The organism is Candidatus Omnitrophota bacterium, from assembly GCA_028712255.1.
Taxonomy (GTDB): domain Bacteria; phylum Omnitrophota; class Gorgyraeia; order Gygaellales; family Profunditerraquicolaceae; genus UBA6249.
The window spans coordinates 18,519-37,994 of record JAQTQJ010000017.1 but is presented as its reverse complement, the minus strand read 5'-3'; the positions used below and the strand labels follow the sequence as shown (position 1 = coordinate 37,994).

Below are 19,476 nucleotides of genomic sequence, written 5' to 3'. Positions count from 1 at the left end.
AGGGGTTGTTCCGATTAACCCACCGGGTGATCTCAGCAAATCCTTGGGTAAGGACGGTTCAGCAGAAGAATACACTAATCTTAATACTGAAATTAAGATTAAGGATGCAGTGAATGAACGGATTTGGTTAGCCGATAATTCTAAGTGGGAAATGTATAATCCAGCGCTTGGGGTTCCGGGTTTCTGGGAAATTGGTGACACGGTGATTGTAAGCCGGCGCGTCGCAAAAAGCATAAGTAAAATGTATGAAATGCTGAATGTTAAGACCGGGGTAACTTTAATTGCAGTCTTTTTGGGGTATGAACAATGAACATCCAGAAAATACATATCAATCAAATAAATCCTGCAGCATATAATCCTAGGATTGACTTAAAGCCCGGTGATCCCGATTATGAGAAACTCAAGAAAAGCATCAATACTTTTGGATATGTCGAACCATTGGTATGGAATAGCCAGACCGGGAACCTCGTAGGTGGGCATCAGCGTTTTAAGGTACTTCTTGAGCAAGGTGTTAAGGAAGTGGAAGTCAGCGTTGTTGATCTTGATCCTCAAAAGGAAAAAGCCCTGAATTTAGCCTTAAATAAGATTCGCGGTGATTGGGATGAGGAAAAACTTGGGGCACTTTTGGATGAATTAAACAAAAGCCCTGACTTTGATGTTACTTTAACTGGCTTTGATATTCCTGAAATCAGCGAGATCCTTGACCAGTTAGAGGAAGCCAAGGAAGATGGTTTTGATTTTGACGGCGATGTAAAAAATAACAAAAATCCTAAGACCAAGCCCGGTGATATTATCGAACTTGGGGATCACCGAATTTTATGCGGCGATGCTTCTAAGCCTGAAGATTTAGCCAGACTTTTAGGTAATGAAAAAGTAGGTTTGATTCACACAGACCCACCTTACAATGTTGACTATTACGGCGGAAATAGACCCAATGAGCAATCACGTCCAGCCACACATAAATTATGGGATAGGATTTATTCTGACAACATGCCTCAGGAAGAATACGAGAAATGGCTTAAGACTATTTTGACCAATGCAGCAACTTACCTATCACCCGGAGCTGCTATTTATATTTGGAACGGCCATAAGCAATTTGGGCCGATGTATCTTATGTTGGCAGAATTAAACTTTCACATTTCTTGTGTAATTACCTGGGCTAAGCCGACTTTTGCTTTAGGCTATGGTGATTATCAACAGCAGACAGAATTTTGTTTATATGGTTGGAAGGAAAAGGGCGGAAGCCATAAATGGTACGGCCCTAATAACGAATCTACCCTTTGGCAGATAAAACGCGATAATACAGCCGATTATATCCATCCAACCCAAAAACCCGTTGCCATAGCGCACAGAGCCATAAGAAACAGCTCCAAGCGGGGAGATATTGTGCTGGATTTGTTCTTAGGTTCAGGAACAACCCTGATAGCAGCAGAATCATTAAAAAGAAGATGCTTCGGCACAGAAATTGATCCAGCTTATTGCGACGGCATTGTTAAGCGGTATGTAGGCCTTGCAGGGAAAGAGAAAGTTTCTAAAGAGGTATTAGCCAAATATGGATTGGCATAAGGAGGTAAATACCCATGTCTGATGATGAGAATTCTGTTAATGATGAAACTCCCGTTCTTGAGATTCTAAAACAGATAAGAGACGGGATATTTGACCCTAAAAAATTAGCCCCGGAAATACGCCTAGACTGCGTTGAACATTTATGGCATGTGGAAGCTCAACCGACAGCTGTCATGGCGCATCTCTTGCAGGTAAGCGATAAGACAATTCAGCGGGATAAGAACGATATCAGGGAAAGGAATGCCAAGAAATTAACTCCGGAAGATAGATTAAAAATTATTGGCGAGTTATTATCAAAAGGAACTGCTGCTCATGAGAACTTGATGAGATTATCACGTTCAAAGGATGGTTCAATTCAAGAAAAATCGCAGGCCGGTTATTATACTTGGAAAGCTATTGAAGAACAGGCAAAGCTTCTTCAAAGTTTAGGATATTTTCCTTCCAAGCCAATGCAAATAGAGGCGGATATTCATTACAGCCATGAACAAGTTTTGACTCCTGCGTATTTAAAAGAAGAATTGGCCCGGCTTGAAGGTATTGTTAGCGCCAAGGGCATTGTAGACCAAAAAATTACCGAGCTGATTGAAGCAGTAAAAAGACAGATTGCCTTGGCGGAAGCTAACGTAGGGATTAAGGAACTTAAAACTCGAATCGAAGATATTGAGAAAGGATAAGAGACCGCTTGAGCGCCAATGAAACACTAAGAGAGCTTCGTAGGGAAATTGGCCGAAACTCCATTCTGCAATTCGCCCAAACCTATTTTCCGCAGTACGCAACTCATAAATCTCCTGCGTTTCATGAGGAGATTTGCGATGTGCTTATGGATATGTCTAAGAAACGGGACGGCCGTTTTGCTTTAGCTGCGCCACGTGGACATGCTAAAAGCACATTAGCAAGTTTCTTTTATGTGATGTGGTTGATATGCTATTGTAAAGAGCATTTCATTCTGATCCTTTCGGCGACTGCCAATCAGTCAGAAAAGTTGTTATCGAGCATTTCTACTGCCCTTGAAACCAACCGCACCATGCGGGAAGATTTTCCAGAGGTTTTTAATCCCAAAGAAAAGGCAAAAACTAAATGGACGCAGGAAGAGATTGTAACACCTAATAATATTATGATTTCCGCCCGAAGCGTGGGACAGAATTTTCGCGGGATAAAGCATGAACAGTATAGGCCGAGTTTAATTATTCTTGATGACGTTGATGGCGAAAAAAATACCTACAATGTCGATTCCAGAAAAAAGGTTTTTGACTGGTTTACCCAAACTGTTCTTAAGGCCGGAGCACCTAAAGTGCTCAATATAATTGCAGTGGGAACTTTGCTTCATCCTGATTCACTGCTGGGCCGCCTAACCAAAAAGCAAGAGTTTCCTGATTGGCAGAAACGCATTGATAAGGCGGTTCTTGCGTTCTCTCCGCGAGAAGATTTATGGCAGAAATGGGGGAATATTTTATTTAACCGTGGAGATAGCCATAATGATGAAGCAGGCTTGAATGCGGCAGACAGTTTCTTTCAAGAAAATAAGGATGCGATGCTTGAAGGCACTAAGGTTCTTTGGGAAGAAGTTGAAGATTATTATACTTTGATGAAGATTAGAGCAATTGAGGGTTCATATAGTTTTGAATCCGAGAAACAAAATGACCCAGCTAATGCCAAAGACAGCCGTTATGACCCAGAGAAATTTCATTATTGGGATGATGAATTCCCAACCGTGGAAAAACTCCTTGGGTCTTTTGACGATGACTATAGTATTATTGGCGCCTGTGACCCTAGTGTTGGTGTGATGAAGAGCCATTCGGATCACTCCGCGATTATTGTTTTAGCCAAACATAGAGGTAAACTCTATGTCATTGATGTGGATATTAAACCAAGGCCGCAGGAAGATTTGGTTCAAGCTATTATTAATTTCTGTAAAATTCGCCACCGAATGGAAAAATTTGTTATTGAGTCAAATTTGTTTCCTGAGCTTTTATTAAATACCGTACGTGAACAAGCCTACAGGGAAAATGTTGTTGCGTCTTTTACGGAGATCCGCAACACTAAGAATAAAGAATTAAGAATCTTTGGTATGGAGACTTATATTACAACAGGCACGATTCTATTCTCCCGAAAGGATACGGTATTGCTTGACCAGCTTAAGTATTTCCCTAGAGGCGATCACGATGATGGGCCGGATGCGTTGGAGATGGCTCTGCGAGAAGCAGCGCTGAATGAAACTGGTTTTGTACGTTTAGATGAAGATATAAGAGATCCCCACGGCAGGGGTATTAATCATCCAGAATTTGGGCGGACAACCCCGGAAGAGGATGCTCAAGATGAAGACGATGAGGATGACGGCGGCGGCGGGACAGCTCATATTATTAGGTTGTAAAGAACAGATTTATTGAAAAACGGGTTGGTTAAACGTGGGACATTAAGGATAAAATAGGTATGTCCGTAGGAACGGTAAGACATTCTATAACTCGTTGTGCCACATATACTTATGATATTATGTCTCTTGGAAAAGAGACATAAATGGACAAATTTCTGGACAAAATTTATCTCTAAATTCGTAATATTGACAATTTTGTGGTACAATAAGGATCATTAATTGAGAGATAGATTTCTATGTGCTACCAACACGGGGAGTTTTTAAATTAACCCCCTGCAATAAAATAATTTGCAAGGGGTTTTTCTGTGAAGTATAATTATTTTATGCAAACATTAATATCGATAATAGGACAATTATTAATAAGTATTGTTGGCGGAATAATCTCTGGCTTGATTGTGACCTGGCTATTGAAACAAGAACTCGCAAAAGTTATATCAAAAGATGCTATTAAGCGATTGTTGAAGAAAGAAATTTTTATTGTTATATTAGTAATAATTTTAATGGTTGTATATGTAGCTCTTGTCAATAAAGGCATTTTACCAAAACCTGAATTTAAAGACTATCTGATTGTATATGATGAAAAGGGCAATGAGTATTTGTATGATGGCAAGGAGAAAATACCTACAGGAGTTGTGAATCCAATGACTCCTGATGTTATTGAAGTTCCAGGTGTAAAAACTAGTGCAAAAGATATAGTAGGTGGAGTGACAGTAGAGGTTACGCAGGGTGATTCAAAAACTGAAAAGGAAATCTTAGACAATAAATAACAAATCTTCCGATAAGTATTGAATGTTTTCGGTAAGTAGCCACTTGCTGAATTCGTCTAATGCGGGGACCCGGTAAAATAGAGATAGAAGCAGAGATTAATTCCAGTTCGAGTCCTAGAGGGGGAGGAGTAAGTTAGTTATTGGTTTTCCTGAAGTTATTCTGCGCAAAATCTTTGGCGTTTGCCTTTTGGCGATCGTCGGCTATATGATAATTAAGTAGATTTCTCAATTATGGTAAATGCAAGAGAAGAGAAAAAGACAATGAAGGGATTTTTTAATAAATGTTTGGTATTTTTTTCTTCTATACATAAAACTTGCCCTCTTTGCATAATCTCTCGTAGATATCCGCGATCAAAGTTTGCAAAAATAGTTTCTGTTTGGAGTCGGATTTGCCCTTGTTGTAATATTTATTACCTGGCTAAAAAAAGAAAACTTATTTAGCGGTGTGTTGTTTTAATGAAAACGCTTGACAGAAATCTTAGATAGTGTAAAATATTGCTATTGGTAATCATTTTCAATAAGAGAGTACTTACAAAAACTTTAGCGGTAATATATCTTTGAAATGGAGGTAAGAGATGAAAGTAAGGAAAATAAATAAAACTACGAAAGCAAAGAAGAAACTTTCTCGTTACTGCCGATCGGGCAGGGTTTTGTGGTAAGAATCTTTTAGTTAGTCGAAAGATTCTTAATGTCTAAATTTTATAAAAATCCAGATTAGATATTAAACAACTAGGTACAAATCTGTATTTTTTGGAGGTGAATTATTATTAAGGCACTATCACCAGTTGTTTTATTTCATAAATTAGGTCGGTATATTGGCATATCTACATCTACGGGAGATTTTTACGAGCTGCCCACGGAAATATTTAATTTATTAGAAAAGTGGAATAAAGAAATATCCATTTTTTCGTCTTCTTTTTTTAAGCAAAAAGCTGCAGCTTTGGCAAAGAAGTTGAATATTCCCTCTGAAATAATAAAACTTTTTCCAGTTTCTGACAAAAAAATATCATTTAAAACCGATAGGAACGCGGCTGCCGGTCTTACTGATCTAACCCTTAATTTGACGTCAAGCTGTAATCTTCGCTGTGTTTATTGCTGGAATGACCATGGCAAATACTCCAACAAAAGATTTTTGGGAAAGAAAAAAGGGGAATTTAGCAGCAATGTTAAAGATGAATATATGTCAGTTGAAACCGCTTTAAAAGCGGTGGATATTTTAGTCAGTGAGCGTGGTAAAGATAATGATCTAGTAGTTGATTTTTACGGTGGCGAGCCTTTGATGAACCTTAAAACACTTAGGGCAACGGTTGACTATTGCAGGGAAAATCAATTAAAATGGAAAACAAAGTTCCATTTTCTATTGGCAACAAATGGGACTCTTTTAACTCCAGATGTAGCTGAAGAATTGATTGATAAAGGAGTGCAAATCGCTGTTAGCATCGATGGCCCTAAAGCCGTACATGATAATAACCGGCCACTTATTAACCAAAAGGGTAGTTTTGATATAATTTTATCAAATCTTAAAAGAATGCCTAAGGCAGTCATGAAAAGACTGGTAGGTCGCACTACGGTAACTCCATTTTTTCCTGATATGGTAAAATTGTATGAGAATTTAAGGAATCTAGGGTTTGAGCGGATTGAACTTTTTGAGAGTGAAGATGCATGCCATAGGTTTCTCCCCGGGCAAGAGACAAGCTTTTTCAGTACGGAAGATAGTTATAAGCTTTTATGTAAAACATATGAAAAACTGGCATTGAAATATATTGATGATGTTGTTTCGGGAAATTTGAATTATAGTAAAACGTTCTTCAATCGGTTTTTTAAATTAATGCAAAGGTTGTATTATAATCACGAGGTTTCAGGGGGCTGTCCTGCCGCCAAAGGACAGATTGCGGTAGGCATTGACGGTAAAATTTATCCGTGTACTTCATTTCTAGGAGTGCATGAATTTGAATTGGGAAACGTGGATCAAGGTATCAATGAAAGTAAATTTCAGGCGTTTATTAAAAAGATAAATAAGCGGTTCGAATATTGCCAGAAAGATTGTGATTTATTTAGTCTTTGCCGATCAACGGGCTCTTGTTTGAATGTCAACTATTTCTTTAATGGAGATCCTGCTGTGCCTCATAAAAAAAGTTGCGCTCTTTTTGCTGAAAAATTAGCTTTAGCTGCCGCAAGCCTATCGATTCTTTCCGAAAAGATTCCCCATCGGTTGGAGGAATTGTTTGGGTTTGACCCAATAGGCAGAAGGGGGAATAAATTATATTGATATAATCATTTTCAATAAAATAAGGAATAAAAATGCCAAGAGGTAATTGTAAAGGACAAGGATGGTGGCACGGAAAATTCAGGGGTTGTGGGTATAGGCTTACTGTTGGTAGGGAGGCCATCCTCGATATTCTGTCTAAATCCGAAGGCCACTTAAGCGCCGAAGATATATATATGAAAATCCATCCCAAGTATCCCAGCGTAGGGCTGACTACTGTTTACCGGACGCTGGAAGTATTGTCAAATCTCGGCATGGTATATAAGCTTGATTTTGGAGATGGCCGGGCACGCTATGAATTTGCCGAAGGCCCTAAAGGAGCGCATCATCACCATCATTTAGTTTGTACGCAATGCAATAAGGTGATCGATTATACTGATTTTATTGATGAAGAAGTTGAGTTGCTTAATCAGACAGAGAAAGGGTTGGGGCAGAAATATAAGTTTAGAATCACCAATCATCTTATACAGTTTTATGGTGTATGTGAGCAATGTAGCGGTAAGAAGTAACGGCTATATTTTTTTACCTATTAATGGAAATGATTTTCGGTAACGGAAAGGAAGGTGGTATATATGCCAGGTTTTGACGGAACAGGGCCAAGAGGCCAAGGAGCAATGACAGGCGGTGGTAGAGGGTATTGCGCGGTAGAATTAAATAGTACGTTGGTAAGGCCAATGAGCGGCCGCGGTTTTTACGGTAGGGGTGGTGGCCGTGGATATAGAAATTGTTTTAACGCTACGGGGCTTTCGGGTTGGATTAGGGCCCAAAGAGGCATGCAGGTATTTGGGGTTTTTGGCCGAGCAGTTTCCAAAGAGGAGGAATTGGAGACATTAAAAATCCAAGCTGATTTATTGAAAAAACAGCTTGATGATACGCAAGCGCGTATTCAGGAGACGGAAAATCAGAAAAAACCTGTTTAAAAATAACCAAGTATTTTCTTAACTAAAGGGAGGGTGTTAAAGATGAGAGTCGGAGTCGTATTAGAAGATGAAAATGGAGTGAAAGGTAATGTCTGCGCGCATTTTGGGCAGTGTAAGTTTTTTTTCTTAGCGGATATTGATAAGGATAAGAAGAAAATAATCAGTTCGCGTATTGTACCGAATAATACTGTACATGGTGGGGGAGGGTGTGTTGCAGTCGATGAGATATTAAAGCATAAGATAACCCATGTTATCGCTGGAGGTATGGGCATGGGCGCTCAGCAGAAATTTGCCAGCGCTGGAGTTAAAGTGTTTGGCTATGTTGGTAATGTGCAAAAAGCACTGGATGATTTTATGAATAATACTTTGGGCGGCCTTGATGCTTGTAAAGATCATGGCGATGGCGGAGGATGCCATTAAGAAGAAAGGTTGAAATATGAAAATATGTGTCACTTCAGAAGGCGAAAATTTGGATTCCAAGGTTGATCCCCGTTTTGGCCGGAGTCAGAATTTTATTATTGTTGATATCGATACTTTAGAATTCGAGGCTATTGGGAACCCGAATATCGAATCTATGGGTGGAGCGGGAATTCAATCTGCGCAGTTGGTTGCTTCAAAACAGGTTAAGGCTGTGGTTACGGGAAACGTCGGGCCGAATGCTTTTCAAACATTACAAGCGGCAGGGGTAGAAGTTTTTACCGGCGCATCAGGTACTGTTAAAGAAACGATTGAGAAATATAAGAAAGGAGAATTTAAGGCGAATTCCAGCCCAAGCGTAGGTTCGCACTCTGGAATACCGAATAAGAAAAAGTAATAACGAGACACCCCGCGCTAATTGGAATTGCGCGGGTGTTGCCTGCCGGTAGGCAGGTTTATGTAGATAAGGAGCAGCTATGGCGGCGAAAGTTGATCAAAAGAAATGTAATGGTTGTGGCACGTGCAAAGATATTTGTCCGGTTAATGCGATAAAGATAGAGAACGAAAAAGCCATAATCAGCGATGATTGTGTGGAATGCGGCGCTTGCGTAAATCAATGCCCAACTGAAGCAATTTCGATTTAGGAGAATTAATGTATAAGTTGGATATTAAGAAAAGGAGGTGGTTTGAATGCCATTTTTTGAGTCAATAGAGAAGATGGATCCGAAACATGTTGATTTAGAAAGAGCTAGGAAATCTTTGCGGGAAGAGCTTGAAGCGATTGATTTCTATCAGGAAAGAATAGATGCTACTGATGATGATTCGCTTAAAAAGTTACTCGCGCACAATATGAATGAGGAAAAAGAACACGCGGCGATGCTTATGGAATGGATCAGAAAGAATGATCCAACGCAAGACAAGATGTTTAAAGAGCACGATTAGGAGGTGATTAGTATGCCAAGAGGAGATGGAACAGGCCCTTTAGGGCAAGGCCCAAGAATGGGAAGGGGTAGAGGTGGCGGAAATCGTCAGGGCGCAGGCCCTGGAGGAAATTGTGTCTGCCCTGCTTGTGGGACAAAGGTTGTACATCAAGCAGGTATGACGTGTGCTTCAATGAATTGCCCTAAGTGTGGGATAATGATGGTTAGAGAGTAAGGATTAAATTTTGGATAAGGAAGTTCTTGAGAATTATAAAATATATCTTGAAAGAAAAAAGCTTTATCAAAGTTTTGGCTATGATGTAGAAAAGGAAAGAGATTTTATCCTAGCTCAGGCGAAGCCTCTCCATGGGAAAATTCTTGAGGCTGGAACTGGTAAGGGGAATTTTGCGCTCGCTTTGGCTAAGGCAGGGTATTCTTTTGTTACCTTTGATATATCCGCGGTTGAGCAGCGTTTCGCAAAACTAAATATAGCGCATTTTGGTTTCCAAAAGCAGGTAGATTTTAGGATTGAAAACGGCGAACATACCAGTTTTTCTGAAGGCAGTTTTGACACAGTCTTTTCTGTAAATGTCCTCCATCATCTGCGCAATCCTTATCAAGTGTTTAATGAGTTAATTAGGCTGCTTTCACAAAATGGAAAATTAATCTTAGCTGACTTTACCGAAGAAGGTTTAAAAATTATGGATAAGATCCACGCTCTTGAAGGCAATAAGCATGAAGTGGGTAAAACTAAATTAACAGATGCCGAGGCCTATTTAAGGGAAAAATGTTTTTTAGTAAGGAGTATCCAAAGTATGTATCAGCATGTATTAATTGCAAGCAAAGACTTAAATAAAATAAATGATCATTTCAATTGCTAGCGGTAAAGGTGGCACGGGTAAAACTACTGTCGCGGTTAATTTGGCGTTATCCATTGATAACGTGCAGTTTCTTGACTGTGACGTTGAAGAACCTAACGCCCACATTTTTTTAAAACCGGTAATCAAAAAGCAAAATAAAGCCTATATCCCTGTTCCGGAAATTGATGATTCAAAATGCGTTTATTGCGGTAAATGCGCTAAGGTTTGTGTTTATAACGCAATAGCGGTACTCCCCGGCCAAGGTGGGAAAAAAGGAACTACTTTGGTATTCGCGCATTTATGCCATGGCTGCGGCGCCTGCAGCGCTCTTTGCCCTGAAAAGGCAATAAAAGAAGTAAACAGAGAAATTGGGGTAGTTGAGATAGGTAGTTGCGGCAAAATAGAATTTATTCATGGTTTGCTTAATATAGGCGAAGCAATGTCTCCGCCGCTTATCCGCCAGGTTAAAGAACATATTAATCCTAAGAAAACCGTTATCATTGATGCTCCTCCGGGCACGTCTTGTCCGGTAGTTACTTCCGTTAAGGGGAGTGATTTTTGCGTATTAGTTACTGAGCCCACGCCTTTTGGTTTGAATGACCTGATTTTAGCGGTTGAGGTTTTGAGAAAATTAAAGATCCCCTTTGGGGTAGTCATCAACCGCTCGGATTTAGGAAATAATAAAACGGAAGAATATTGTAAGCAAGAAAATATCCCCGTCTTGATGAGAATACCGTTTAAAAGAGAAATAGCCATGGCCTATTCAAAGGGAGAACCTATTGTTCAGGCATTCCCAGAATATAAAAAAGATTTCCAGGGACTTTTTAATATAATTAGAGATGGAAAATTTAGTTAAAGATTTTCTAAAACAGAAACGATTCGCTGTAGTGGGATCATTCAGGAATGAAATCAAATTCGCCTATAAGATTTTAGTTAATTTAACAGAAAAAGGCTATGAGGTTTTTCCTGTTAATCCACGTTTGAGGGAAGTTGAGGGCAGAGTTTGTTATAAAACTATAAGCGATATTCCATATAGTGTGGATGTCGCTAATATTGTTACACCTCCGTTAGTAACTGAAAGCATTTTAAAAGAATGCCTGCAAAAAGGCATAAGAAGAGCCTGGCTTCAGCCTGGGGCAGAGAGCCAGGCTTCCATCAAGTTTTGTCATGATAACGATATTAAAGTAGTTCATGGCATTTGCGTAATGTTGGAATCGTTGAAATAAGAGGAGAAGCTATGAATAAAAAGACAGACATATTAATTATCGGCGCCGGGCCCGCAGGAGTGGTTTGCGCGGTAACTGCAAGAAAATATTATCCTGATAAGAGCATTACGGTGATCAAAGATATTGCGGATGGAGTAATTCCTTGCGGGATTCCTTATATGTTTGCCAGCTTAAGTAATCCTGATGAGAATAAACTAGGGATGGCATCTTTGGAAAAGAACAATATTGAAGTAGCTATTGATGCAGCTGTAAGTATAAACAGAAAAGATAGAATAGTAGATTCGGCAAATAAAATTCAATATTCCTACGAAAAGTTAGTTTTGGCAATTGGTTCAATGCCTTTAATCTTACCCATTAAAGGGGTAGATAAACAAGGGGTATATCCAATAAATAAAGAAATGGGATATTTAAAGAACGTTATAGAACAGATTAAACGCTGTAAAAATGTTTTAGTGATCGGAGGAGGATTTATCGGTGTTGAGTTTGCTGATGAGCTTTCCAAATTAAAAGGAATAAAGGTTACCTTAGTAGAAATGCTGCCGCATTTACTGGCTAACTCATTTGATCCAGAATTTTCGCAGATAGCCCAAATACGTTTAAAGGAAAAAGGAGTTGATGTCCTAACTAATACCCAGGTTGAAGAAATAATCGGCCAAGATAAAGTTGAAAAGGTGAGATTTAGTGATGGTAAAGAGATACCTATTGAGGGGGTAATCCTTGGTGTCGGCTCAAAGCCGAATGTAAAACTAGCCGTAGATGCCGGATTAGAACTGGGGTCTTGTAAGGGTATTTTAACTGATGAGTATATGCGTGTTTCGGTTGATGCGGATATTTTCGCGATTGGAGATTGTGCTTGTAAAAGGGATTTTTATACCCGGAAAGCCATTTCAGTGATGCTGGCGTCTACCGCTACGGCCGAAGCCAGAATCGCGGGAGCTAATCTTTATCAGATAAAAGTTATCCGTGAGAACAAGGGGACAATTGCCATATATTCGACATATATTGACGGCTTGGTTTTGGGTTCAGCGGGGCTTACCGAAAAAACTGCCCGGGAAGAGAATTTTGAAATTGTCGTTTGTAGCATAGACGGCGTCGATAAACATCCCGCTTTATTACCGGGGGCACACAAGGGTAAAATCAAGCTGATTTTCTCTAAACAGTCCGGTATTATTTTAGGAGGCCAGGTCAGCTGTGGTATGTCTTGCGCGCAAATGATTAATATAATCGGTATTGCTATCCAGAAGCGTATGTCGGCAACGGAGCTAGAGACTTTGCAGGTAGCCACGCATCCTTATTTAACCAGCGCGCCGACGATGTACCCGATTATTTTAGCTGCTCAGGATGTGTACGGGAAGATATAGTTAAGGAAAGTTGTATAAATATGATTAAAACAGAAGAAATTACCCGTTATATGGGGACAGAAGATTTTATTGATGAAGCTGCCATAGAGAAGGCGTTGCAGGATAATCATAATCCCGATTCTTGCAGGGTAAAAGATATTCTAAAGAAATCATTAGCTATAGAAACTCTTGATTTAGACCAAACAGCAGCGTTATTAAATGTCCAAGATAAGGATTTGTGGGATGAGATTTTTTTAACTGCGGCTTTGGTAAAAAAGAAAGTATACGATAATCGTATCGTAACTTTTGCGCCGATGTATTGTAGTAATTATTGTATCAACAATTGCGCGTATTGCGGCTTTAAAAGCGATAACTCCATTGAAAGAAAGAAACTTTCATTTGACCAAATACGCGAGGAAACAAAGGTTTTGGCGGGTGAAATAGGCCATAAGCGCCTGGTTACGGTTTACGGTGAGCATCCTTATTCGGATGTTAACTATATCGCGGGTACGCTTGAGGCAATCTATTCAGTAAAAGTTAAAACCAAGAAAGGGGTTGGCCAAATTCGCCGGGTGAATGTGAATTGCGCTCCTCTTTCAATAGATGATCTTAAAATATTAAAAAAATCCGGTATTGGCACGTATCAGGTATTTCAGGAAACATACCATCATAAGACATATCAAAATCTTCATCCCGCCTCTACTATAAAAGGGAATTACCATCGGCGGCTTTATTGTATGCATCGGGCTTTGGACGCGGGTATTGATGATGTGGGTATTGGTGTTTTATTTGGTTTATACGATTGGAGATTTGAAGTGATGGGGCTGCTCTGCCATGCCCGTGATTTAGAAAGGTGTTTTAATGGTATCGGGCCACACACAGTTTCTTTTCCGCGGCTTGAGCCTGCAATGAATGCTTTGTCTATCTCTGAATCTTCATATAAAGTTTCAGATGAAGATTTTAAACGCCTTGTCGCGGTGATTCGGCTTGCTATACCTTACGCAGGCATGATTATTACCGCTCGGGAGAGTTCAAAGATTAGGCGTGAAGTAATTCCAATCGGGTGCACGCAAACCGACGCGTCCACGCGTATCGGGATAGGCGCATATAGTAAAAGATCTTTCGGGCAAAAAGAAGACCGGCAACAGTTTTTATTAGGAGATATTCGCACACTTGATGAAGTTATCGCGGAGCTGGCACAGATGGGATACATCACATCTTTTTGTACTGCCGGATATCGTTGTGGCAGGACGGGAGGATGTATTATGGAGCTTTTACGTTCCGGAAAAGAAGGCGAATTTTGTAAATTAAACGCGATACTTACATTTAGGGAATGGCTTGATGATTTTGCGACGCCGCAGACGAAAGCGGTTGGTGAGGCAGTTATTGTTAAAGAAATAGGCGAGGTGAAGAATCGTTTGCCATCGTTTTATCCAAAACTTATTGAATATTATAAAAAGATTGAAAGTGGAGAGAGGGATATTTATTTTTAAAAGATAAATATGATGAAACAAATTGTAGTTATCAGCGGAAAAGGTGGCACGGGTAAAACCGTGATCACCGGAGCGTTTGCGGCTTTGGCGAAGAATCATGTTATGGCTGATTGTGATGTGGATGCCGCGGATCTGCATTTATTGTTACAACCAAAAATCAAAGAACGCCATGATTTCAGAAGCGGACTAAGTGCTGTAATTGATAAGAAAGTCTGTCAGCAATGCGGGAAGTGTATAGCAGCTTGTAGGTTTAATGCTATAAGTGATGGTTTTGTGATTGATCATGTTTCTTGCGAAGGTTGTGGTTTTTGCAGCCATATTTGCCCGGTTGGCGCTATAAAGATGGAAGAGAATCTTGCGGGAGAATGGTTTATTTCCGAGACTCGCTTTGGGCCTATGGTACACGCTAAGCTTGGGATTGCCCAAGAGAATTCAGGAAAACTTGTTTCTTTGGTGAGAAAGCAGGTAAAAGAGCTGGCAGAGAAGAATAATTGCGATTGGGTAATTATTGACGGCGCTCCGGGTATAGGATGTCCTGTTATTGCTTCACTTTCTGGAATTGATTGCGCGGTAGTAGTAACTGAGCCTACGTTATCCGGTTTGCATGATGCTTTAAGGGTTATAGAAGTAACCAAGCATTTTAATGTTCCCTCGCGGCTAGTAATTAATAAATATGATTTAAACCCGGATATGTCAGAAAAAATAGAAGATCATTGCGCAAAAAACGGGATTTCGTTAATCGGTAAAGTCAGGTTTGATAAAACAGTGGTAGAGGCCATGGTTGAGGGTAAGACGATTATGGAATACAAGGATACGCCAGTTAAGGATGAGATTCGCGGCATTTGGGAAAAACTACAGGTTTAAATTATGGATTCCATAAATAAGCGGGATATTCACGTATTAAAATATTTTTCATCCTTTGTGAGCGTATCTTACGGGCAAGTAATTAATATTACCGAGCCAACGCTTAGGTTTTGTCCATTAGCAAAACATCTGTGTAAAGATTTTAGCAAAATACAAGGTAACGATAAGGAAGCTGTTAAAAGCGCAATTGAATCAAAAATAGAAGATTATGGTTTTTTCACTGATAATAGAGAGCTTTCCTGCGGAGATGTTTCAATTCCATATGGGGCCTCAGAGATGCTTATGTTCGCGCTGAGAAAGAGCGCGATTGACGCGGCAGTTGTAGTCTGTGAAGGGGCCGGTACAGTTATCACGGACGCGCCGGAAGTTGTTCAAGGTATAGGCGCTCGAATGAATAGCTTGTTGCTAACATCGCCAATTAAAGGCATTATTGGTAAACTTAAAACTGCCGGTTGCCGAATAGTATCTGAAAACGCGCTTATTGATCAGTTTCAAGGGGTTAAGGAAGCGATAAAAGCAGGGTATAAAACTATCGCCGTTACTATAAGTGGAGATTCGGCTGAGAATTTAAAGAGGCTGCGTTTATTAGAAAAAGAAAACAGCGTTAAAATAATTTCATTGGTGGTATGCACAACTGGTATAACTAATGATAAGATTACTATGATACGCGATTACGCTGACTTGGTGTGGAGCTGCGCTTCTTTTGATGTGCGCCAGATGATCGGGCCTTTGGCGATAATACAGCTTTCCAAACAAATACCAGTTTTTGTCTTAACCAAGAACGGAGTTGATTTTGTTTCTGCCTACGCGGACGAAAGCGGAAACATTAATAGTTTGGATACAAAAAAGCAATACCTTTTTTCAAATGAGCACAGCGGGCAATGTGTTCATTTAGGAAACTTTAAGGTATTTATTAGCGAGTCTAAACTGCCAGTTAATGCCCAGAGCATGCTGAGTTTTGAAGATAAAACGAGTACGCGCCTGTATAGATAGAGAATCTTTTAGAAAGGATGCTTATATGGAAAACAAGAGTAATAAAGAAGAATCCTTTGGTTACCCTAAAGAGGTTATTAAGCTTTTGAATGATCCAAAGTTTTTTGGCAGAATGAACGATCCCACAAGTTCGTCATATTTAAAAGGGCCTTGCGGGGACGCGATGGAGTTCTGTTTGGTGATTGAAGATAAAAGGATTACCGATATTAAATATTACACAGATGGATGCGGCGCCACAAGGGCATGCGCTGCAATGGCCGCGCATTTGGCTTATGGCAAAACTATCAATGAAGCATTAGCTATTTCAGCGGGAGAGGTGATTAAACAACTGAAGGGTTTACCCGCAGATCACTTGCACTGTTCGATACTTTCTGTAAGCACTCTTTACAGGGCAATCGCGGATTATTTATTAAAAAAGTAAAAAGGGGAATTAAAAAATGAATGAGCAAAATTTAATGGAGCAGGAAAAACAGCTTAAAGAAAAGATGTCTAGAATTAAGTATCCTCTTATCGTCATGAGCGGTAAAGGCGGGGTGGGAAAGACAACGGTGGCGGTTAATCTTGCGTATGCACTTTCACTCTCCGGTAATTCGGTGGGTATTTTAGATATTGATCTTCACGGGCCTAATATTGCGAAAATGCTGGGAGTAGAAGACCGAACAATCTTTTCTTGTGAATTTGGGATAGAGCCCGTTTTAGTGAGCGCAAATCTTAAAGCGGTGAGTATCGCTCTTTCAGGCTACAATCCTGATCAGCCGATAATTTGGCGTGGGCCTGCCAAAGCCGCGGTGATCCGGCAATTTTTGAGCGATGTGAACTGGGGTGATTTAGATTATCTAGTTATTGATTCGCCTCCCGGAACAGGAGATGAGCCTTTAAGCGCTTGTCAGCTTATTCCCAATGTAAGTGGGATTATTATTGTAACTACGCCGCAGGATGTCGCTATACTTGATGCGCGTAAAAGCGTTCTGTTCGCTCAGGAAATAAAAATACCGGTAATCGGTATAATTGAAAATATGAGTGGGTTTATTTGTCCGCATTGCCATGGCCAAACAGATATTTTTAAAAAAGGTGGCGGCGAGAAAGCTGCGCAAGGATTAAAAGTCCCGTTTTTGGGGGAAGTGCCGTTTCAACCGGAATTTGTTGAGTTTGGGGATAAGGGAACACCGTTTGTTTCTTTCCAAGAGAAATCAAAAGCCGCTGAGGCGTTTATGGGTATTGTGGATAAAATAAAAGAATTTGTCGAAAGATAGATAATGAAGTCCGTGTTTAAATATATTTATGGACCGGTACCTTCTTGGCGGTTGGGGAGTTCTTTGGGTATAGACCCGATCTCTAAAGGGAGAAAAGTATGCAGTTTTGATTGTGTTTATTGTCAGATTGGCAAAACAGGGCTTTTTACTAATGAAAGAAAGAAATTTATTGAAGCTAAGGAGATTATTGAGGAGTTGGCTAGGCTACCTGCGTTGAAAATAGATTATATAACATTTTCAGGAGCTGGGGAGCCTACCTTGGCTGAAAATTTAGGGGAGATGATAAAAGCAGTAAAGTTAATCTGCAAAGAGCCAATTGCAGTTATAACTAATAGTTCTTTAATGGAGTTAGATGAAGTAAGGAAAGAGCTGGCTTTAGCAGATTTTGTTGTAGTTAAGTTAGATGCCTGTTCCCAAGAGTCTTTACAGGAAATTAACAGGCCTGTTAAAGGATTAAGATTCGATGATATTTTAGAGGGTATAAAAGAATTTCGAAATGAATATAAGGGGAAGTTAGCATTACAGATAATGTTTATCGAAAACAATAAACAGGATATTAATAAGTATATTTATCTAGCAAATTATATTAAGCCGGATGAAGTTCAGGTTAATACGCCGTTAAGGCCATGTAATGTTCGGCCATTATCCAGGGGAGATATTTTGAAGATAAAGGATTATTTTATTTCTACTTGTAAGGGAATCAATGTAGTTTCAGCCTATGACGAGAGAACATTGAAGGGTATTACGTCCGTAAGCGATGAAGCGACATTGAAAAGACGGGGCAAAGTTAAGTGAAGACTTATTTAGATTGTATCCCCTGTTTTTTCAGGCAAGCGCTTGAACAAGGACGATTATTTACTGAGAATGAGCTTATTCACAAAGAAATAATGAATGATGTTGCGACTCTAGTCCCTGGTTTTTCTCTGGGATTAACTCCTCCGGAAATGGCTCGCAAGATGCATAAGCTTTTTGAAAAAAGATTCGGAGAGCAGGACCTTTATAAAACAGTTAAAGATCAAAGCAACCGCCGGGCAATGGAGCTTTACCCGAAACTTAAAGAAAAGGTCACACAATCCAAGGATCGTTTGTTAACAGCGATTGAATTTGCTATAGCGGGTAATGTTATTGATTATGCGGCAAAGAACACCCTGGATATTGAGGAAGAAATCCAAAAATTGTTGAAAGATAATTTTACTGCCGGCCGAAAGGGCGTATTTGAATATGAAGGCTTCAAGAATGATTTAGAATCGGCAAAAACAGTTCTTTATTTGGCCGATAATGCCGGAGAGATTGTTTTTGACCGGATTTTTATTGAAGAGTTTTGCGATCACCGGAAAGTTATTTTTGCGGTTCGGGATAAACCAGCGATTAATGACGCCCTTAGGGAAGACGCGGTTTTTTGCGGGATAGATAAAATTGCTCAAGTTATTTCCAGCGGAGTTGATGCTCCGGGCACTATTTTAAAGTACTGCTCAGATGAATTTCTAAATATTTTCAGGCGTGCGGATATAGTTATTAGTAAGGGCCAGGGGAATTTCGAATCTTTGTCGCAAGAGAAAAGGGCTATTTTCTTTTTGTTTATGGTGAAATGCCCGGCTATAGCAAAGGAGACCGGCTGTAAGATGAGAGATGTAGTATTGTTTTACAATTTAAATAAAAATGGAGCCATTAGAAATAAAAAAATATCCGGATAGCGTTTTAAGAAAGAAAACGCTTGAGATAAAAGAGATTACAGATAAAGAAGTAAGGATTTTTGAAGAGATGCTTTTTACTATGCGGCATTTTGCGGGGATTGGTTTAGCTGCTCCGCAAATCGGGATTACAAAAAGTTTAATAGTTGTGGATATCGGCGAAGGCGCGATCAGATTAGCTAATCCGGTAATTATGGAAACAAAAGGATCAGGCGGTAAATGGGAGGAGGGGTGTTTAAGTATTCCAGGCATAGTGGTCAGTATCGCTCGACCGGAGGAAATTATCGTTAGCGGGTTAAATGAATTGGGAAAAGTTGTTGAAGTGGAGGCGCGGGGGCTTTTGGCAAGAGTTTTACAACATGAAATAGGCCATTTGCAAGGAAAACTAATTATTGATTATTTGGGGCTATTAGAAAAGCTAATGTTGTTTAAACCGAAATTTTGGAAGGCTAAAGATAAACATGTTAATTTATGAATATAAATACAGAGGTTGCGGTAAAATGAGCGATATTTCGCTTTGTTCAGGAGA

At 39.8% G+C, this 19,476-nt stretch carries 25 protein-coding genes; all 25 read left to right on the top strand.

The features are described from left to right. Window positions 1–310: hypothetical protein (locus PHC29_07635; protein ID MDD5109352.1), on the top strand; the 310-nt coding region annotated here is incomplete at its 5' end. Beyond that, a complete protein-coding gene (locus PHC29_07630; protein ID MDD5109351.1) occupies window positions 307–1,566 on the top strand; it encodes a DNA modification methylase in 1,260 nt (419 codons plus the stop codon). The genes PHC29_07635 and PHC29_07630, both read left to right, overlap by 4 nt. Window positions 1,567–1,580: 14 nt before the next feature. Further along, on the top strand, window positions 1,581–2,240 hold the full coding sequence (locus PHC29_07625) for a hypothetical protein (protein MDD5109350.1): 660 nt from the start codon (window positions 1,581–1,583) through the stop codon (window positions 2,238–2,240). Window positions 2,241–2,248: 8 nt separating this feature from the next. Next, entirely contained in the window at window positions 2,249–3,937 is a 1,689-nt protein-coding gene (gene terL, locus PHC29_07620) for a phage terminase large subunit (protein MDD5109349.1), read from the top strand. Window positions 3,938–4,242: 305 nt separating this feature from the next. After that, window positions 4,243–4,704, top strand: coding sequence for a hypothetical protein (locus tag PHC29_07615; protein MDD5109348.1), 462 nt, complete (start codon window positions 4,243–4,245; stop codon window positions 4,702–4,704). A 940-nt stretch (window positions 4,705–5,644) separates the two neighbouring features. Next, entirely contained in the window at window positions 5,645–6,973 is a 1,329-nt protein-coding gene (locus tag PHC29_07610) for a radical SAM protein (protein ID MDD5109347.1), read from the top strand. 32 nt (window positions 6,974–7,005) lie between these two features. Continuing rightward, window positions 7,006–7,479, top strand: coding sequence for a Fur family transcriptional regulator (locus PHC29_07605; GenBank protein MDD5109346.1), 474 nt, complete (start codon window positions 7,006–7,008; stop codon window positions 7,477–7,479). Between the two features lie 63 nt (window positions 7,480–7,542). Next, window positions 7,543–7,890, top strand: a complete 348-nt coding sequence (locus PHC29_07600) for a DUF5320 domain-containing protein (GenBank protein MDD5109345.1) — start codon at window positions 7,543–7,545, stop codon at window positions 7,888–7,890. A 42-nt stretch (window positions 7,891–7,932) separates the two neighbouring features. Further along, window positions 7,933–8,310, top strand: a complete 378-nt coding sequence (locus tag PHC29_07595; protein ID MDD5109344.1) for a NifB/NifX family molybdenum-iron cluster-binding protein — start codon at window positions 7,933–7,935, stop codon at window positions 8,308–8,310. A 16-nt stretch (window positions 8,311–8,326) separates the two neighbouring features. After that, window positions 8,327–8,704, top strand: a complete 378-nt coding sequence (locus tag PHC29_07590; GenBank protein ID MDD5109343.1) for a NifB/NifX family molybdenum-iron cluster-binding protein — start codon at window positions 8,327–8,329, stop codon at window positions 8,702–8,704. 79 nt (window positions 8,705–8,783) lie between these two features. Beyond that, window positions 8,784–8,951, top strand: a complete 168-nt coding sequence (locus PHC29_07585) for a 4Fe-4S binding protein (protein ID MDD5109342.1) — start codon at window positions 8,784–8,786, stop codon at window positions 8,949–8,951. A 46-nt stretch (window positions 8,952–8,997) separates the two neighbouring features. Then, window positions 8,998–9,249, top strand: a complete 252-nt coding sequence (locus PHC29_07580; protein ID MDD5109341.1) for a ferritin — start codon at window positions 8,998–9,000, stop codon at window positions 9,247–9,249. A 12-nt stretch (window positions 9,250–9,261) separates the two neighbouring features. Continuing rightward, on the top strand, window positions 9,262–9,462 hold the full coding sequence (locus PHC29_07575; GenBank protein MDD5109340.1) for a hypothetical protein: 201 nt from the start codon (window positions 9,262–9,264) through the stop codon (window positions 9,460–9,462). Between the two features lie 10 nt (window positions 9,463–9,472). Beyond that, window positions 9,473–10,108, top strand: coding sequence for a class I SAM-dependent methyltransferase (locus PHC29_07570; protein ID MDD5109339.1), 636 nt, complete (start codon window positions 9,473–9,475; stop codon window positions 10,106–10,108). Beyond that, window positions 10,089–10,943 carry an ATP-binding protein gene (locus tag PHC29_07565; GenBank protein MDD5109338.1) on the top strand — a complete coding sequence of 285 codons (855 nt, stop codon included), beginning with the start codon at window positions 10,089–10,091 and terminating at the stop codon, window positions 10,941–10,943. Before PHC29_07570 ends, PHC29_07565 begins: the two co-directional genes overlap by 20 nt. Next, window positions 10,927–11,313, top strand: coding sequence for a CoA-binding protein (locus PHC29_07560; protein MDD5109337.1), 387 nt, complete (start codon window positions 10,927–10,929; stop codon window positions 11,311–11,313). The genes PHC29_07565 and PHC29_07560 overlap by 17 nt, the downstream gene beginning before the upstream one ends. 11 nt (window positions 11,314–11,324) lie before the next feature. Further along, entirely contained in the window at window positions 11,325–12,674 is a 1,350-nt protein-coding gene (locus PHC29_07555) for an FAD-dependent oxidoreductase (GenBank protein MDD5109336.1), read from the top strand. Between the two features lie 20 nt (window positions 12,675–12,694). Next, the gene (gene hydG, locus PHC29_07550; protein MDD5109335.1) at window positions 12,695–14,146 is read left to right on the top strand and encodes a [FeFe] hydrogenase H-cluster radical SAM maturase HydG; all 1,452 of its coding nucleotides are present in this window, start codon (window positions 12,695–12,697) and stop codon (window positions 14,144–14,146) included. Window positions 14,147–14,158: 12 nt separating this feature from the next. Then, window positions 14,159–15,010: an ATP-binding protein gene (locus PHC29_07545; protein MDD5109334.1), complete on the top strand. Its 852-nt coding sequence runs from the start codon at window positions 14,159–14,161 to the stop codon at window positions 15,008–15,010. A 3-nt stretch (window positions 15,011–15,013) separates the two neighbouring features. Beyond that, a complete protein-coding gene (locus PHC29_07540) occupies window positions 15,014–16,003 on the top strand; it encodes a DUF2099 family protein (protein MDD5109333.1) in 990 nt (329 codons plus the stop codon). Between the two features lie 25 nt (window positions 16,004–16,028). After that, window positions 16,029–16,424: an iron-sulfur cluster assembly scaffold protein gene (locus PHC29_07535; GenBank protein ID MDD5109332.1), complete on the top strand. Its 396-nt coding sequence runs from the start codon at window positions 16,029–16,031 to the stop codon at window positions 16,422–16,424. A gap of 16 nt (window positions 16,425–16,440) precedes the next feature. Beyond that, complete coding sequence (locus PHC29_07530; protein ID MDD5109331.1) at window positions 16,441–17,256, top strand: Mrp/NBP35 family ATP-binding protein; 816 nt, start codon at window positions 16,441–16,443, stop codon at window positions 17,254–17,256. Between the two features lie 3 nt (window positions 17,257–17,259). After that, window positions 17,260–18,051 (top strand): radical SAM protein, encoded by a 792-nt coding sequence (locus PHC29_07525; protein ID MDD5109330.1) that lies wholly within the window; start codon window positions 17,260–17,262, stop codon window positions 18,049–18,051. Further along, window positions 18,048–18,950: an ARMT1-like domain-containing protein gene (locus tag PHC29_07520; GenBank protein ID MDD5109329.1), complete on the top strand. Its 903-nt coding sequence runs from the start codon at window positions 18,048–18,050 to the stop codon at window positions 18,948–18,950. The genes PHC29_07525 and PHC29_07520 overlap by 4 nt, the downstream gene beginning before the upstream one ends. Next, window positions 18,916–19,422, top strand: coding sequence for a peptide deformylase (gene def, locus PHC29_07515; protein ID MDD5109328.1), 507 nt, complete (start codon window positions 18,916–18,918; stop codon window positions 19,420–19,422). Before PHC29_07520 ends, def begins: the two co-directional genes overlap by 35 nt. The last annotated feature ends 54 nt before the right edge of the window (window positions 19,423–19,476 follow it).

What these genes read in the sequence shown, in the direction of transcription:
- PHC29_07630 (MDD5109351.1), top strand. Translation starts at nt 307, where the DNA reads ATGAACATCCAGAAAATACATATCAATCAAATAAATCCTGCAGCATAT.
- PHC29_07625 (MDD5109350.1), top strand. Translation starts at nt 1,581, where the DNA reads ATGTCTGATGATGAGAATTCTGTTAATGATGAAACTCCCGTTCTTGAG.
- PHC29_07605 (MDD5109346.1), top strand. Translation starts at nt 7,006, where the DNA reads ATGCCAAGAGGTAATTGTAAAGGACAAGGATGGTGGCACGGAAAATTC.
- PHC29_07600 (MDD5109345.1), top strand. Translation starts at nt 7,543, where the DNA reads ATGCCAGGTTTTGACGGAACAGGGCCAAGAGGCCAAGGAGCAATGACA.
- PHC29_07595 (MDD5109344.1), top strand. Translation starts at nt 7,933, where the DNA reads ATGAGAGTCGGAGTCGTATTAGAAGATGAAAATGGAGTGAAAGGTAAT.
- PHC29_07590 (MDD5109343.1), top strand. Translation starts at nt 8,327, where the DNA reads ATGAAAATATGTGTCACTTCAGAAGGCGAAAATTTGGATTCCAAGGTT.
- PHC29_07585 (MDD5109342.1), top strand. Translation starts at nt 8,784, where the DNA reads ATGGCGGCGAAAGTTGATCAAAAGAAATGTAATGGTTGTGGCACGTGC.
- PHC29_07580 (MDD5109341.1), top strand. Translation starts at nt 8,998, where the DNA reads ATGCCATTTTTTGAGTCAATAGAGAAGATGGATCCGAAACATGTTGAT.
- PHC29_07575 (MDD5109340.1), top strand. Translation starts at nt 9,262, where the DNA reads ATGCCAAGAGGAGATGGAACAGGCCCTTTAGGGCAAGGCCCAAGAATG.
- PHC29_07565 (MDD5109338.1), top strand. Translation starts at nt 10,089, where the DNA reads ATGATCATTTCAATTGCTAGCGGTAAAGGTGGCACGGGTAAAACTACT.
- PHC29_07560 (MDD5109337.1), top strand. Translation starts at nt 10,927, where the DNA reads ATGGAAAATTTAGTTAAAGATTTTCTAAAACAGAAACGATTCGCTGTA.
- PHC29_07555 (MDD5109336.1), top strand. Translation starts at nt 11,325, where the DNA reads ATGAATAAAAAGACAGACATATTAATTATCGGCGCCGGGCCCGCAGGA.
- hydG (MDD5109335.1), top strand. Translation starts at nt 12,695, where the DNA reads ATGATTAAAACAGAAGAAATTACCCGTTATATGGGGACAGAAGATTTT.
- PHC29_07545 (MDD5109334.1), top strand. Translation starts at nt 14,159, where the DNA reads ATGAAACAAATTGTAGTTATCAGCGGAAAAGGTGGCACGGGTAAAACC.
- PHC29_07540 (MDD5109333.1), top strand. Translation starts at nt 15,014, where the DNA reads ATGGATTCCATAAATAAGCGGGATATTCACGTATTAAAATATTTTTCA.
- PHC29_07535 (MDD5109332.1), top strand. Translation starts at nt 16,029, where the DNA reads ATGGAAAACAAGAGTAATAAAGAAGAATCCTTTGGTTACCCTAAAGAG.
- PHC29_07530 (MDD5109331.1), top strand. Translation starts at nt 16,441, where the DNA reads ATGAATGAGCAAAATTTAATGGAGCAGGAAAAACAGCTTAAAGAAAAG.
- PHC29_07525 (MDD5109330.1), top strand. Translation starts at nt 17,260, where the DNA reads ATGAAGTCCGTGTTTAAATATATTTATGGACCGGTACCTTCTTGGCGG.
- def (MDD5109328.1), top strand. Translation starts at nt 18,916, where the DNA reads ATGGAGCCATTAGAAATAAAAAAATATCCGGATAGCGTTTTAAGAAAG.